Source organism: Pseudoxanthomonas dokdonensis, from assembly GCF_001431405.1.
GTDB lineage: Bacteria > Pseudomonadota > Gammaproteobacteria > Xanthomonadales > Xanthomonadaceae > Pseudoxanthomonas_A > Pseudoxanthomonas_A dokdonensis.
The window spans coordinates 498,865-513,985 of sequence record NZ_LDJL01000011.1; the positions used below are offsets into that span (position 1 = coordinate 498,865).

The window sequence follows — 15,121 nt, forward strand, 5'->3', positions numbered from 1 at the left end:
GTCCCCGCCGATCGCGGTTGACGATCAGGGCTCGGTTATCTCGTATCCCCGGGCCCGGAAGGCAGCCAGGTAACCGTCGGTCGCCAGCAACTCACTGACCGGGAGGGTGGCGACGGTGGTATCGCTCTGTTGCAGCGCCTGCTCCGCCACCTCCAGCCACATGGCCTTGACCCGCGCCTCGACATCGGTCAAACCGCGCTTGCGCGCCGCCCTGGACTGACTGAAGGCGGCGACGCATACCGCCTGGGTACCCACCGCTGGACTGCGCTGCAGGGCTTCGATGTCACCGACTGCCCAGGCGTTGGCGCGTTCGACCATCGCCGGAATGTCGTGTTCGACCAGATCCAGGGTCTTGCGCATGCATTCGACGTCATCAAGGCTTTCGCCGCGGAATTCGGCAATCGCGGCTTTCGGATCGGCAATCCTGAGTTCCAGCGTGGCCGGGGTGTAATCCAGCTTGCGCTTTTTCATCGCGCGCTTGAACACCGGCCGGATCACCGGCTTGTCGCCAAGGCCCGATTGTTTGATGGCATCGAAGTACAGCTCGCTGGCGGCGACGATCGGCCGCTTCTTCTCGATGCCGCGATCACGGCCGATGTACTGCGCCTTCAATCGCGACCAGCGCGCATACAGATCCGCTGGCAGGATCTCCTGCAGGGTCACGTCACCGGGATTGCGGCCGGCCTTGAACGCCGACGGCGCCAGCATCAGCTTGCCGAAGAAGCCGAGGTCGGTGTCGACCGTGATCCCGGGCGAGCCGAGCACCTGATCGGCCTGCGCCAGCACCGCTTCGACCTGCTCCGATTTCCACTGCAGCCGGTTCGGCAACGGGCTGACCGTGCCGAGGATCCAAAGATGATGATCGCCCTTGCTCACCCGCCACATGCCCGGGCCGGGTTGCACGCCACTGACGGCGACGGCTGGCATGTCGATGACCGCATCCGGCGTCGTTGCCGCTGCGAAGGTTTCTTGCGCCGGCGCGGCGGCCGGCATCGGCGTGGTGGTCTGCGCCAACGCGGTGGCCAGCGGCAGGCAAAGTACCAGCAACCATCTTCCATGACCCATTTCCGCAGCCTCTCGTTGAACCGGCATGCCGCCGTGACGTTGGCGATTCGCCACCGTCACGCAGTCTCTGCAAGCCCGACTGAATCAGACGTTATGGCAGCGCCTGGCCCAGCTGACGCAGGCGCAGGGCGACATCATGGTCGCTGGCCAGCATCTCGAATCCTTCCCAGACAAAGCCCGGAGTGACGGTACAGCGCATCAGCGAATAGTCGCCCTGGCTGCGCGCGCTCTGCCAGACCCCGGCCATCACCGCCTGCGAAGCTGGATCGCCGGAAGGCGGATGCAGGCGATGGCAGGTGAGCGCGTCGGCACCAGCGTCGAACAGGCTCAGCTGCAACGCGTCACCTTGCAGCCATTGCCAGGTTTCGCTGGCATCGATCCGGTGCCAGCGGCTTTGCACGCCACCGGGCAGCAGATAATCGATGGCGGTCTCGGCCGGGCGGACGCGACCGTTGGCCTGCACCTGCCCGGTTGCGGTATGGATGCGACGGTAGAAACCGCCTTCCGGATGAGGCGCCAACTGCAGCGCCCGCACCAATGTCTGTACCTGGCTGTCCATGGCCGGTAACGGTAACCCATCGCGCGTTGTGGTGCCGCCATCGCCTCAGCCGATGGCGGAAACAACAAACCCGTGCGCTGGGCACGGGTTGTGGTGATCCTCGCAAATTGGTCGGGACGGCCGGATTTGAACCGACGACCCTCTGCCCCCCAGGCAGATGCGCTACCAGGCTGCGCTACGCCCCGAACGTGTTGCGATCCCGCATTGCTGCGGGGCGACAATTATAGCCGCTTAATTGGACTGATGCGGCAATCGGCAGCCAGCAGGACGGATTTTTGTTCGTCCCTGCGCCGGCTTCAGCGCCGCAACAGGTGCAGCACTTCCTCCAGCTCCATCCGCACCTGTTTGACGATCTGGTTGCTCAATGCCGATTCCTGCTTGGCGCCATCGCCTTCCAGGCGCAGCCGCGCACCGCCGATGGTGTAGCCCTGTTCGTACAGCAGGCCACGGATCTGCCGCACCATCAGCACATCGTGGCGCTGGTAATAGCGGCGGTTGCCACGGCGCTTGACCGGCTCCAGGCTGGGGAACTCGGTTTCCCAGTAGCGCAGGACATGCGGTTTGACATCACACAGCTCACTGACTTCACCGATGGTGAAGTAGCGTTTCGCCGGTATCGGCGGTAATTCCCTGTTACTGCCCGGATCCAGCATAGGCTTCCACTCGCTCCTTCAACTTCTGCCCTGGCCGGAACGTCACAACCGTCCGTGCCGAAATCGGAATTTCCTCGCCGGTCTTCGGGTTGCGCCCGGGCCGCTGGTTCTTGCGGCGCAGATCGAAGTTGCCGAAACCCGACAGCTTGACCTGGCGGCCCTGCTCCAGCGCCTGCCGCAGCACGTCGAAATAGGCGTCGACGAATTCCTTGGCCTCGCGCTTGTTCAGGCCGACGTCCTCGAACAGACGTTCCGCCATCTCCGCCTTGGTCAACGCCATGCCGCGTTCCCCCGTAATGCCCAAATGTCGCCAGTCTGCAACCGTTGCAACGCCATCATCCTCGGATCCTTGCGCCATGCTCCTGTTCGATGGAAGCGACCGCGGCGGTCACCACGTCTTCCACGTCACGGTCAGTCAGAGTGCGTGAGTTATCTTGCAAAATCAAGCCCATAGCCAGACTCTTTTGACCCGATTCGACCCCTTGGCCGACGTAGCGGTCAAACAAAAGCACTTCGCGCAGCAGCGGCCCGGCGGCGGCACGGGCAGTGGCGGCAATGGCCGCCCATGGCACGCTGTCGGCGACCACGAAGGCCAGGTCGCGACGTACCGACGGGAACCGCGACAGCTCGCCAGCGCGCGGCAGCGGCCGCTTCACCAGCGCGGCCAGGTCGACTTCGAACGCATAGGCATCGACATCCAGGTCCAGGGTCCGCTGCAGGCGTGGGTGCAACTGGCCGATCCAGCCGATGCTCTGGCCATCGCGAACAACGTCGGCGCAGCGGCCCGGATGCGCCTGCGGGTGCTGCGCGGGCTGGTATTGCAGGGTCGCGCCGCAGGCCGCGGCCAGGCTGTCCAGATCGCCACGCAGGTCATGGAAATCCGCCTTGCGCGCCGGTTCGCCCCATTGCAGGTTGCGCGCATCGCCGCAGATGACCGCGGCCAGGCGCTGGGTTTCCCGCGGTGCGGTGTTGCCATCGCCCGAATCGTCGCTGATGAATACATTGCCGAGCTCGAACAGGCGCACCCGGCCGGCTTGACGAGCAAGATTGCGTTGCAGGGTATCGACCAAGCCGGGCAGCAGCTGGGTGCGCATGACGCCCAGCTCGGCGCTCAGCGGATTGGCCAGCACCACTGCACGCTCGCCGGCCTGCCAGCGGTCGAGCAGATCCGCATCGACGAAGGCGAAGTTGACCGTTTCCAGATAGTCACGGGCGGCCAGCTGGCGCCTGACCGTGGCCTCATCCAGACGGGTTTCCGAAGGCACTGCCACCCGCGTCGGGCCACCCGGCAGGGTGGTCGGGATGCGATCGTAGCCGTGGATGCGGGCCAGCTCTTCAATCAGGTCTTCTTCGATGGCGATGTCGAAGCGGCGGCTGGGCGCGGTGACCTGCCAACCGTCGGCATCGGCGTGCACCTGCATGTCCAATGCGCGCAGGATGCGTTCGACATCGGCGTCGGCGATGTCCAGCCCCAGCACCCGGCCGATGCGCTGGCGGCGCAGGCGGATCGGTTGTGGTGCCGGCAGGTGTTGCGGCAGCACCGCCTCGACCACCGGGCCGGGCTGGCCACCGGCCAGTTCCAGCAGCAGGCGGGTCGCGATTTCGATGGCCTGGGCTGGCAACTGCGGATCGACGCCGCGCTCGAAACGGTGCGAGGCATCGGTATGCAGGCCCAGCTTGCGGCTCTTGCCGATGATCGCCGAGGGTGCGAAATGCGCCGCTTCCAGGAATACATTGCGGGTGGCGTCGGTGACCCGGGTATCGAACCCGCCCATCACCCCGGCCAGGGCGATGGCGCGACTTCCGTCAGCGCCAGCGGCGTCGGTGACGACCAGGAAGCTGTCATCCAGCGCCACCTCGCGACCATCCAGCAGCTTGATGGTTTCGCCCTGCCGGGAATGCCGCACGCCGACCGGTCCTTGCAGGGTGTCGAGGTCGAACGCGTGCATCGGCTGGCCCAGTTCCAGCATCACGTACTGGGTGATGTCGACCAGCAGCGACAGCGGACGCACGCCGCTGCGGCGCAGCCGTTCGGCCATCCACACCGGGGTCCTGGCGCTGGCATCGATGGCTTCGACCACGCGCCCGCAATAACGCGGCGCATCGGCACCGGCAGCCAGCTCCACCTCCAGCACGCGCTGGCTCTGCGCGGCAATCGGACTGGCATCGAATGGCAGCACTTCGCTGCCGCAGGCCGCGGCCACGTCGTAGGCAATGCCACGGATGCCGAAGCAGTCGGCGCGGTTGGGGGTCAGCTTTATTTCGATGCTGGCATCGGGCAGGCCCAGGTAATCGGCAATCGGGGTGCCAGGCACGGCGTCGGCCGGTAGTTCGAGCAGGCCGGAAGCATCGGCGTCGGTGCCCAGCTCCCTGGCCGAACAGAGCATGCCGTTGGACGGCACGCCACGCAGCTTGGCCGCCTTGATGTCGATGCCGGCGACATGCGCGCCGACCATTGCCAGCGGCGCCATCAGTCCGGCGCGGGCATTGGGCGCACCGCAGACAATCTGCAGCAGCTCGCCCTGGCCGGCATCGACCTGACAGATCTGCAGGCGGTCGGCCTCGGGATGCTTGCCACACTCGACAATCCGCGCCACCACCACGCCGTCCAAGCCGGCTCCCATCGCGGTGACTTCTTCCACTTCCAGGCCGATCGCGGTCAGGGTGGCGGTCAGCTCATCGCGGCTGGCGGCGGTGGGAACGTGGCTACGCAGCCAGTTTTCGGAAAATTTCATTGGGATACCCATAGGGCGGGCATTCGCCCGCCAGTGCCATGTATCAGTGTCTGCAGCTTGCCGGTGATGCGTCTGCGCTCAGGCAAACTGCCGCAGGAAACGCACATCGTTATCGAAGAACGCACGCAGGTCGTTGACGCCGTAACGCAGCATCGCGAACCGCTCCACGCCCAGGCCGAAGGCAAAGCCGGTGTAACGCTCCGGGTCGATGCCGCAGTTGCGCAGCACGTTGGGGTGGACCATGCCGCAACCCAGCACTTCCAGCCAACGGGTGCTGCCATCCGGTTGCTGCCAGGCGATATCGACCTCGGCACCGGGTTCGACGAACGGGAAGTAGCTGGGACGGAAGCGCATTTCGAAATCGCGCTCGAAGAACGCGCGCACGAACTCGGACAGGGTGCCCTTCAGATCGGCGAAGGTCGAATGCTCGTCGACCAGCAGGCCTTCGACCTGGTGGAACATCGGCGAGTGGGTCTGGTCGCTGTCGCTGCGGTAGACCTTGCCGGCGGCAATCATCCGCAGTGGCGGCCCGCTCTGGCTGGCCACGGCCTGGCCCATATAGCGCACCTGCACCCCGGAGGTATGCGTGCGCAGCAGGCGGCCGTCGCCAAAATAGAAGGTGTCGTGCATTGCCCGCGCCGGATGATGCGGCGGGAAGTTGAGCGCTTCGAAGTTGTGCCAGTCGTCTTCGATTTCCGGACCATCGGCAAGCTCGTAACCGAGCCGGCCGAAAATGTCGGCAATCCGCTCCAGGGTACGGCTGATCGGATGCACGCCACCGCGGGTGGCGTTGCGCCCCGGCAGGGTGACATCGATGGTTTCAACCCGCAGGCGTGCATCCAGCGCGGCGTCTTCGAGCACACTCCTGCGCGCGGCCAACGCCTGCGAAATCGCATCGCGCGCCTGGTTGATGGCCTCGCCCGCCGCCTTGCGCTGGTCGCCCGGCAAGCTGCCCAGTTGCTTGAGCTGGGCGGTGATGCTGCCGCTCTTGCCAAGCAGGCCGACACGCAGGCTTTCCAGCGCTTCGGGCGTGGCCGCCTTGGCCACGTCATCCAGGGCCTGCGTGGTTAGTGCTTCGATTCCACTCATGCGTTGTTGTTCTCTTGGGCTGCAGCTGCCGGCCAGTGGCCGCGGCGGCAGATTCTGCGGAAACAGGACAATACAAAAAACAATGGGGAAGGACTTGCGCCCTTCCCCACGTGTCTACCGATGAGCTGCCGGCAATCAAGCACCGGCAGCGCGTTTACGGTGGAGATGCGGCTTACGCCGCCAGTGCGCCCTTGGCCTTTTCTGCCAAGGCGGCAAAACCCACCGGATCATGCACGGCGATATCGGCCAGGACCTTGCGATCCAGGGTGATCTCGGCTTTCAGCAGGCCGTTCATGAAACGGCTGTAGCTCAGGCCGTTGATGCGGGCAGCCGCGTTGATGCGGGTGATCCACAGCGAACGGAAGTTGCGCTTCTTCTGCTTGCGGCCGATGTAGGCGTACTGGCCAGCCTTGATGACGGCCTGGTTGGCAACGCGGAAGACCTTGCGGCGGGCGTTGTAGTAGCCCTTGGCAAGCTTCAGGATTTTCTTGTGACGGCGGCGTGCGGTTACGCCACGTTTTACTCGTGCCATGGTTCAGTCCTCAGAGGTAAGGCAGCATGCGGTTCAAACGGCCGGAGTCCTCGGCGCGGATGATGTTCGTCGCGCGCAGGCCGCGCTTACGCTTGGTCGCTTTCTTGGTGAGGATGTGGCTACGGTTGGCGTGGCCAGCCTTGAATTTGCCGGAAGCGGTCTTCCGGAAACGCTTGGCCGCCGCCCGATGGGTCTTGATCTTGGGCATTGCGAAGTCCTTGGATATTGTTTTCTTACTGACTGGGCGGTGGCTTGTGTTGACGCGCCACTCTTTCCGTCCTGCCCAAATCGGCTAGTAAGTTGCTGATTTCAAAAGTAAAACTCAAGAAAGCACAACAGGTTCCATACGTCGTTGAACGACAGCCCGGTCAACCCGGGCCGCACATTATGCCTGCCCCGGCTTTCCCTTGCAAATCAGCCGCGTAGAGCGCAGCTTGCTGCGCCAGGGAAGCCATCGCGCTGAAGCATGCCGGTGTTGCGGCGCTGGCGCGCAGCCAGAGCAACGCAGGAAAGCAGCGCAGCAAGCTGCGCTCTACGGTGGGGGTGGGAACCAGACGTGACAAAGGCGGGTTGCCCCGCCTTGTCTGCCGGCCTGCCGCGATGAAAGCCGCGGCGGTGGTTCAGGTCTTCTTCTTCGGCGCGATCATCATGACCATCTGCCGGCCTTCCAGGCGCGGACGCGATTCGATGACGATCTCGTCGCCCAGCTCGGCCTCGATGCGCGCGGCCATCTCGCGACCCAGTTCCTGGTGGCTCATTTCGCGGCCACGGAAGCGGATGTTGACCTTGACCTTGTCGCCCTCTTCGAGGAAGCGGCGGATGTTGCGCATCTTGATCTGGTAGTCGCCTTCATCGGTGACCGGGCGGAACTTGAGTTCCTTGATCTCGACCTGCTTCTGCTTCTTTTTGGCCGCGTTGGCCTTTTTCTGCAGCTCGAACTTGTATTTGCCGAAGTCCATGACCCGGCAGACCGGTGGGTCGGCCTGCGGCTGGATCTCGACCAGATCCATGCCCGACTCCTCGGCCAGGGCCAAGGCTTCGTCACGCGAAAGAACGCCGACCATCTCGCCGTCGGCACCAATCACGCGCACGCGGGGTACGCGGATTTCGTTGTTCTTGCGGTTTTGCTTGTTGTCAGGGGTGCTGATGTTTCAGTCTCCAAAGAGAATCATGCCGCCCGGTAGCGGGCGGAACCTGCCTACGCAACCTGTTCGCTGCGCAGGCGTTCGGCGAAAGCGGCCACGGACATCGAGCCCAGGTCTTCGCCGGAACGGGTGCGCACGGCAATGGCGCCATTTTCCTTCTCGCGGTCTCCGACCACCAGCAGGTACGGCACTCGCTGCAGCGTGTGCTCGCGGATCTTATAGCCGATCTTCTCGTTCCGCAAATCGGAGCCGACCCGGAAGCCTTGTTTGGCAAGGGTTTTGCGGACCTCCTCGACATAATCGGCCTGGGCGTCGGTAATGTTCATGATCACCGCCTGGCGTGGCGCCAGCCAGGCCGGGAACGCACCAGCATGGTGCTCGATGAGGATGCCGATGAAACGCTCCATCGAGCCGACAATGGCCCGGTGCAGCATCACCGGGTGCCGGCGTTGGCTGTGTTCATCCACGTATTCGGCACCGAGCCGGCCCGGCATCATGAAGTCGACCTGCATGGTGCCCAGCTGCCAGGTGCGGCCGATGGCGTCCTTCAGGTGGTACTCGATCTTGGGGCCGTAGAAGGCGCCCTCGCCCGGCAGTTCCTGCCATTCCACCCCGCAGGTGGTCAGCGCAGCGCGCAGCGCGTCCTCGGCCTTGTCCCAGATAGCGTCCTCGCCGAGGCGCTTTTCCGGGCGCAGTGCGATCTTGATCTGGATGTCCTCGAAGCCGAACGCGGTATATACCGCCAGCGCCTGCTGGTGGAAGGCGGTGACTTCGGCCTCGATCTGCTCCTCGGTGCAGAACACATGGCCATCGTCCTGGGTGAACCCCCGTACCCGCAGGATGCCGTGCAGCGCGCCGGACGGCTCGTTGCGGTGGCAGCTGCCGAACTCGCCATAGCGGATCGGCAGGTCACGGTAGCTGTGCAGGCCCTGGTTGAAGACCTGGACGTGGCCGGGACAGTTCATCGGCTTGACCGCGTAGGTGCGCTTTTCCGACTCGGTGAAGAACATGTTCTCCTGGTAATTGTCCCAATGGCCGGACTTCTGCCACAGCGACACGTCCAGGATCTGCGGGCAACGGACCTCGCCGTAGCCACTGTCCTGGTAGACCTTGCGCATGTACTGCTCGACCACCTGCCACAGCGCCCAGCCCTTCGGGTGCCAGAAAACCAGGCCGGGGGCTTCTTCCTGCAGGTGGAACAGGTCCTGCTGCTTGCCGATGCGGCGATGGTCGCGCTTTTCGGCTTCCTCGATGCGCTGGATGTAGGCGTCCAGCTGCTTCTTGTCGGCCCAGGCGGTGCCGTAGATGCGCTGCAACTGCTCGTTCTTGGCGTCGCCGCGCCAGTAGGCACCGGAAATGCGGGTCAACTTGAAGGCTTTCAGGAACCGTGTGTTCGGCACGTGCGGACCACGGCACATGTCGACGTATTCCTGGTGGTAGTACAGGCCCATCTGGGTTTCGGCGGGCATGTCGTCGATCAGGCGCAGCTTGTAGTCTTCGCCACGTGACCTGAACACCTCGATGGCCTCGGCGCGCGGGGTCATCTTCTTGACCACGTCGTAATCCTGGGCGATCAGCTCCTGCATCCGCGCCTGGATGGCCTCAAGGTCCTCGGGAGTGAACGGGCGTTCGCTGAAGATGTCGTAGTAGAAGCCCTCGGCAATCACCGGGCCAATCACCATCTTCACTTCCGGGTACAGCTGCTTGACCGCGTGCCCGACCAGGTGCGCGCACGAGTGGCGGATGATTTCCACGCCCTCCTCGTCCTTGGCGGTGATGATGCGCAGGCTGGCGTCGTGGTCGATGACGTCGCTGGCATCGACCAGTCGGCCGTCGACGGCGCCGGCAATGGTGGCCTTGGCCAGGCCGGCGCCAATGGATTGCGCCACCTGCATGACCGAGACGGGGGATTCGAATTCGCGGCGGCTGCCGTCGGGAAGGGTAATCGTGACCATGGAATCAATACCGTAGAAAGCAAAAAAAAGAGCGCCAGGCGCTCTCGATTGGGACGAAGCGACTGGAAGAATCAGCAGGGGCAGCCGGTAGTGCTCATGTCACACGCTCGACGGGGCTTTCGCACCGTCACCTTGTTGTTCGCCGTGGAAACAAAGCCCGGCCGGCGCAGCCAGCGGGCACGGCTTATTTTAGGCCAATTGCCGGCAGTGCACTACCGTCCCGGCCCGCTGCCCCCGCTTTGCTGGCGGGCGGCGACCGGCGCGGTCCGCGAGCCGCCAATGCGGCGGCCGCGGACGCGGGCGGGTTCAATACGGCGAATTGACCACTACGTACTGGACGTTGCTGCCTGCATATTGCGGCTGGTACCAGGTCGAACCGCACTGCTGGTAGGCGATGTTGTTGACCATCACCGTCTGGCAGCCCGAAGACGGCACCGAGTTGACGATGGAACCGATCACCGCGGCCGTGGTCACCACCGCGGCGGTGGTGGCGATGGGGTGGTAGTGATCGTTCCAGTCGTTGTCCCAGCCATGATCAACGTCCACGTCGACATCGACATGACGGTTGGAATTGACGTTGACGTTGTGGTTGGTGTTGATGTTGCGATTGCTGTTGACGTTGCGGTTGTTGCTGACATTGCGGTTGCCGCCGCTGTTGCGGCTGACGTTGCCGCGATTGGGCGCGGCGGCGCGGTTGACACTGTGCGGTGCGCCACCGCGGGCACGCGGACCGGCCTCGGCATCGGCGATGAAAGTCTGCGGACAGCTCAACGCGGCCATGGCCGCCAGCACGGTCGACACAGTCAGGGCATGCAGGGTTTTCATTCGGCCACCTCCACTTCGGCAACGGTGACGACCTCGATTTCCTCGGCTCCTTCAGGCGGGCTGAAGGTGAAATCCGATGCCGCCACTTTGGCTTGCGTATCCCAGTGCAGGACCGCGGTATAGGCGGGCCTGGCAGGATCGTTGTTGGCGGTCATCACCAGTTTCCGTGGCAACGGCGCATCGCCGCGTGACAGCCAGACCTGCCAGTCGACGTCACCTTGTCGCACTGCGTACTGGTCCAGCACCGCATCACCCATCTTCGCCGGCCCGACGTAGATGGCCGAGCTCATCGGGGTGCGTCTGGCGATGTCGGTCCCCCACAGGAACAGATCCGCCAATGGCAGATCCCATTCGTGCTCCTGCGCCACCGCGACCATCCCCGACAGATCCGGCGGCGCCGGCAACGAGGCGTAATACTTCATCCGCGGCGCGTAGAGGGTGATGGTCTTGCCGTCGTAGAACAGCTCCCGGTCCTTGCGGTCGGTCTTGATATGCGCATACAACCCACCGGGGCGCTGCGCGCGATATTCGATACTGCCGCCGAACTGCAGCTTCTGCAGATCCTCGGTGACCATCTCGTCCCAGGTATCGGCCTTGACCGTGAAGCTTTTCAGCGAACGAAGGTATTTACCCATGTCGTCCAGCCGCGCGACCACGGTCGGATCGACCGCGGGCACCATACTGCCGTCGGAACCATCGGCAGCGGCCTGCGCGGACGCCGGTCGTGGCCCGGCGCAGAACAACGCCGCCAGCAAAGCCACCGATAGCGGAGTCAACAACTTCTGTTTCATAGCGTGCTCCAGAGTGTCGGGCATGCGCCCATCAAGAGGACGGCCAGGCAGACGCCCGGCCGCAAGCGCCGACCAATGGACGGCGGACGAACAGGAAAACAAGCGAGGCCGAGGGCGTGGGCAGGCAGGCGCGGGCAGTTGGCGGCAGGACCCGCGGCGATCCGGGATTGGCGATTGAAGGGTCCAAGTGCGCGTCCTTACATCAACAGGTGGGTCATGCAGAACCCAGGAACCTGGACGACAGACGCGTCCTGTTCCTGCCCTTCGCCGAGACCAACCAGCCTCCGGGTCTACCCGGCGAGTCACTGTTATGCACCAGAACGATGGATCAGATCAAATACCGGGCTTGCCGCGCGAAGCAGGCAGGGCCGGCGCCGGCATCCGCGCAAAAAAAAACCGCCGGCCATTGCCGACGGTTTTCAATCTGTTGCCTGATGACCCGGGTACCAGCCTGACATGCCGCGGGACATCGATAATCTGGTGGGCGGTACAGGGTTCGAACCTGTGACCCCTACCATGTCAAGCTAGGGTGACTGTAAGGAATACAACAACATAGCGATTCGCCGACCATCAACGGACAACTGAAAAACAAGGCTGGAATCAGCTGTGCGTGTCAGTTGCGTGTTAGTCCATGCCCGATGCTCAGTCGGGAGCGCGGTTGAGCGGCTTGCGGCGACCGGGGAAGTGAAGACGCAGCCCGCGCTGGCAGAACAACTGTCATGGATTCCTTCACGGCTGCCAATCAGCCGGCGCCGCTCTATCGTGTCGGGGCATTCCTACGCCCGAATCCCGGCAGGCCGCCGCGGGCCGCGATCCACCGCTCGACGAAGCGCTTGCCCTGGGCGTGGCTGGCCGCCCTACCCTCGTGCCGAACGCCCCAGCCTTGGACCCAGTGCCGCCCGTCCGCGTAGGCCACGCCCACGGTGCCGTAATGCCACCGCAGGTAGCTGTGGCCCTCATCTGAATCAATCCACTGGCACGGTGCCGGGAGCGGCATGCCGGCATGGTAGCGCCGGCTGGTGCAGGGGGTGAGATTGGATCAGCCACCAAGCGCTGCCAGCCTCGCCTCTAGCGCATCCTGGCGCGCCGATTGCCCGCGCAATACGAACCATGCCAGTTCGGACGGGCGCAGGCTGTACCGGTCGCCTGCCGGCCTGTACTCCTGCACAAGCTCACGGCCCGCTTCTCTCGTAACGCTTCCATCTTCGTCTCGCTCTTCCGACCATTCATGCCACTTCTCAGGAAGCTCTTCCCACTCGTCATAGCAGACAAACCCGTAGGCGAACGGGTCAAGGCCGTGTGATTCCATGACGGCAATCACCGACTGGACGCCGGGACTGACGTGCAGGCGCGCTGCATCACCCTTCTCGGCCACGGCTGACAGGAACTTGTAGACGCATGGCAGGCGCGATAGCTCTACAGCACAATCAATCTCCTTCTGAGTCATGTCCCGGAGTGGGGCTTTCTCGCGCTCGTCGGAGGTGTTGATTGCTCCGGTAGCCGCATAAACAACAGACCATCGCTGGCCCGGCTTGCCACATGACATTTGGTTGTCTGTGCTGGACGCGCAGGAAGACGGCTCAATGTCGAAATAGCGAAGCGGGGTTGAGGAGTTGGCCGATGCTCCCATCCGAAGTAGGTTGGTGCCGAACTGGAAATCGACGCGGCTCGTTCCGCCAGAAAATCCGACAAACCCAGGGGTTCCACCCGGAGAGGTGGCGATGAGGCTTGACCCGGCTGGAGCTGTGTTTGGCTCAACCCACGTAGTCATCGTGCCAGCGCCGAACGTCTTGTTGCCGGTCATTGTCTCGGCGCCAGCCAAGTGGACGACAGCGGAATCATCCGCCTTGCTGGATGGCGCGATGCCTGACCAGCTTTGCAGGTTGGCAGACAGGGTATAGGTCAACGTGCCGCTGCCGGTGACCGGGCCACCGCTTGGCGTCAGGCCAGTGGATGCGCCGAGATTGACACTGGTGACGGTGCCGGTGCCAGCCATCACCGCCGACCACGCACCATCCTTCCGGCCATAGGTAGTGCCGTCGCTGGGCGCATCGCTGATGTAGTCGGCGTCATTGGATAGATCCGACACGTTGTCGCCCGGCTGGAGAGCCGTGGGAACCAACGCCGCCTCTGCCGCCTTCAGGTGGACATAATTTCCCGGCTCGCCGCCTTGCAGGTTGCCCAGCTCATTGTGGTCGATGGTGGACGGGTCAATGGCTGTCAGCAGCAGGATATTGACATCGGTCCAGTCGGTCAGCGGGTTCGGCCCTGCATCAAGCAGGGCGACCGGAATGGATGATGCATCATCGCCGACCGGGGTTGATGTGCCGGTGACAAGGAACCTGCCCCATGCGTCATCGTCAACCTGCGACTGCCCGTAGAGAATCGAATTCTCGGTGAGCAGCTTCAGGATGCCGCGATGGTCTTGGCCAGTGCGGTCAACGCGGTTGAAGATGAACTCGGTTGCCAGTGCCGGCGCGGTTTCCGCGTTCGCCGAGAATTGGCCCCATGTCGGCGCGGCCACGCCCGGCGCCCACTGATAGGTGGCGAAGGTGCCGATTCCGCTGCCGGTCTGCAGGTTCCAGCCGCGCTCTCCATTGCCGTTGGTGCCGTAGTAATAGCCCGGGGGCGGCAACGCAACGTCGTTGTCGAGGATGATGGATACCATCCCGTCAGCCGGCGTGCCGAATACGCGCACGCTGTTGGGGCCGACGATGGTGAATGGCGGTATCTGGCTCTCTTCCAGCGCGGTCAGCCGGGCCTCAATCTCGGCCAGCTCGGCGCTATCGCCCTGGGCCCGGCGCACGAAAGAGAGCAGCTCGCGAAAGAAGTCGTACCACTCCTTCGTGGTCGCGCCGCGGCCATCAGCGATTGAGGATTGGACCCGCGGCAGAATGGGGTTGACCATCAGGCGACCTCGCGAGTGCCTTTGGCCTCGTAGGTAAACGGCACCGGGCTGGTGATGTTCCAGCCGGAGAAGTCGCTGTTCTCGTCGGTCGAGAATCGGACGGTAAAGCCGGTTGGAGACGATGCCGTGAGCGTCAGGCTCGGGACGGTGCCAAGCGCCGTCACGCCGTTGTGGGTCTGCGTGATGTTGATGTGCCACAAGGCGTCGAACGGCACCGGGAAGGTCACCGACACCTGCGTATTCTCCGAGCCACTGGCCGGCGCCGAGCCGGAGCCGCACTGCACGAAATATTTGGTTTCGTCATCGGTCACGCCGGCCAGGAACGTCTTGGCCGTGCCATCGACCACGATGTCGGGATCCACGGGCGGCTCGGGCTCGGGCAAGTCGGTCAGCACGTAGCCGGCGCCGTCGGTCACCGGCACCTGGCCGGTTGAGCCGGTGGCATCCGGCATCTGGCGCACGTCCTCCCACAGCAGGTTCACGCCGTCATTGGTCAGAAACTTGCCCGTCTCTCCGGACAGTGCCGGAATGGTCAGCGCGGTGTCGCCGCCGGGGATGACATCACGCGTCCAGATGGTCGCGCCCAATGCATCCTTCAGCACCACGGTGTAATTGCCATTGAGGAAGATATTGGTGTTGGCGCGGCCAGCGCTGTCCAGGACCACCGGGTTGCTATTCGGGATGGCCAGCCCATCGTCTGACCACGTCGTGCGCAGATCCGTGGTGCCAAGGTCGTAGAAGGTCAGCGAGCCGCCGGATACCGGCTCAATGCCGAGCAGGTCGGGGAATACGGGCGCGGGGTTGTAGAACCGATAGGCGGGCATGATGGCTCCAAAGAAAAAGCCCCGGATGGCCGGGGCTGTG

The 15,121-nt window shown here is 64.0% G+C and carries 14 protein-coding genes and 1 tRNA gene; all 15 read right to left on the reverse strand.

Annotated elements, in window-relative coordinates:
• Positions 1–24: 24 nt before the first annotated feature.
• The 15 genes from ABB29_RS11875 to ABB29_RS11950 all read right to left on the reverse strand — a co-directional run bounded on the left by ABB29_RS11875 (position 25) and on the right by ABB29_RS11950 (position 15,081).
• Positions 25–1,092: a TraB/GumN family protein gene (locus ABB29_RS11875; RefSeq protein ID WP_057659514.1), complete on the reverse strand. Its 1,068-nt coding sequence runs from the start codon at positions 1,090–1,092 to the stop codon at positions 25–27.
• A 64-nt stretch (positions 1,093–1,156) separates the two neighbouring features.
• The gene (locus ABB29_RS11880) at positions 1,157–1,624 is read right to left on the reverse strand and encodes a cupin domain-containing protein (RefSeq protein ID WP_057659239.1); all 468 of its coding nucleotides are present in this window, start codon (positions 1,622–1,624) and stop codon (positions 1,157–1,159) included.
• 108 nt (positions 1,625–1,732) lie between these two features.
• Positions 1,733–1,809 (reverse strand) — tRNA-Pro (locus tag ABB29_RS11885).
• Positions 1,810–1,920: 111 nt separating this feature from the next.
• Positions 1,921–2,277 carry a MerR family transcriptional regulator gene (locus ABB29_RS11890; protein WP_057659241.1) on the reverse strand — a complete coding sequence of 119 codons (357 nt, stop codon included), beginning with the start codon at positions 2,275–2,277 and terminating at the stop codon, positions 1,921–1,923.
• Positions 2,258–2,557 carry an integration host factor subunit alpha gene (locus tag ABB29_RS11895; protein WP_057659243.1) on the reverse strand — a complete coding sequence of 100 codons (300 nt, stop codon included), beginning with the start codon at positions 2,555–2,557 and terminating at the stop codon, positions 2,258–2,260. Before ABB29_RS11895 ends, ABB29_RS11890 begins: the two co-directional genes overlap by 20 nt.
• A gap of 55 nt (positions 2,558–2,612) precedes the next feature.
• Positions 2,613–5,012, reverse strand: a complete 2,400-nt coding sequence (gene pheT / locus ABB29_RS11900) for a phenylalanine--tRNA ligase subunit beta (RefSeq protein WP_057659245.1) — start codon at positions 5,010–5,012, stop codon at positions 2,613–2,615.
• A gap of 78 nt (positions 5,013–5,090) precedes the next feature.
• A complete protein-coding gene (pheS, locus tag ABB29_RS11905; protein WP_057659247.1) occupies positions 5,091–6,101 on the reverse strand; it encodes a phenylalanine--tRNA ligase subunit alpha in 1,011 nt (336 codons plus the stop codon).
• Positions 6,102–6,273: 172 nt separating this feature from the next.
• Entirely contained in the window at positions 6,274–6,633 is a 360-nt protein-coding gene (rplT, locus tag ABB29_RS11910) for a 50S ribosomal protein L20 (RefSeq protein WP_057659249.1), read from the reverse strand.
• A 10-nt stretch (positions 6,634–6,643) separates the two neighbouring features.
• Positions 6,644–6,841 carry a 50S ribosomal protein L35 gene (gene rpmI, locus ABB29_RS11915; RefSeq protein ID WP_014160066.1) on the reverse strand — a complete coding sequence of 66 codons (198 nt, stop codon included), beginning with the start codon at positions 6,839–6,841 and terminating at the stop codon, positions 6,644–6,646.
• Positions 6,842–7,253: 412 nt separating this feature from the next.
• Positions 7,254–7,781 (reverse strand): translation initiation factor IF-3, encoded by a 528-nt coding sequence (gene infC / locus ABB29_RS11920; protein WP_083487841.1) that lies wholly within the window; start codon positions 7,779–7,781, stop codon positions 7,254–7,256.
• A 50-nt stretch (positions 7,782–7,831) separates the two neighbouring features.
• A complete protein-coding gene (thrS, locus tag ABB29_RS11925) occupies positions 7,832–9,733 on the reverse strand; it encodes a threonine--tRNA ligase (RefSeq protein ID WP_057659251.1) in 1,902 nt (633 codons plus the stop codon).
• Positions 9,734–10,039: 306 nt separating this feature from the next.
• Positions 10,040–10,558, reverse strand: coding sequence for a hypothetical protein (locus tag ABB29_RS11930; RefSeq protein ID WP_057659253.1), 519 nt, complete (start codon positions 10,556–10,558; stop codon positions 10,040–10,042).
• Positions 10,555–11,349 carry a DUF2092 domain-containing protein gene (locus tag ABB29_RS11935; RefSeq protein ID WP_057659255.1) on the reverse strand — a complete coding sequence of 265 codons (795 nt, stop codon included), beginning with the start codon at positions 11,347–11,349 and terminating at the stop codon, positions 10,555–10,557. The genes ABB29_RS11930 and ABB29_RS11935 overlap by 4 nt, the downstream gene beginning before the upstream one ends.
• A gap of 1,039 nt (positions 11,350–12,388) precedes the next feature.
• Positions 12,389–14,257 (reverse strand): tail fiber domain-containing protein, encoded by a 1,869-nt coding sequence (locus ABB29_RS11945; protein ID WP_057659258.1) that lies wholly within the window; start codon positions 14,255–14,257, stop codon positions 12,389–12,391.
• Complete coding sequence (locus ABB29_RS11950; protein ID WP_057659260.1) at positions 14,257–15,081, reverse strand: hypothetical protein; 825 nt, start codon at positions 15,079–15,081, stop codon at positions 14,257–14,259. Before ABB29_RS11950 ends, ABB29_RS11945 begins: the two co-directional genes overlap by 1 nt.
• Positions 15,082–15,121 lie beyond the last annotated feature (40 nt).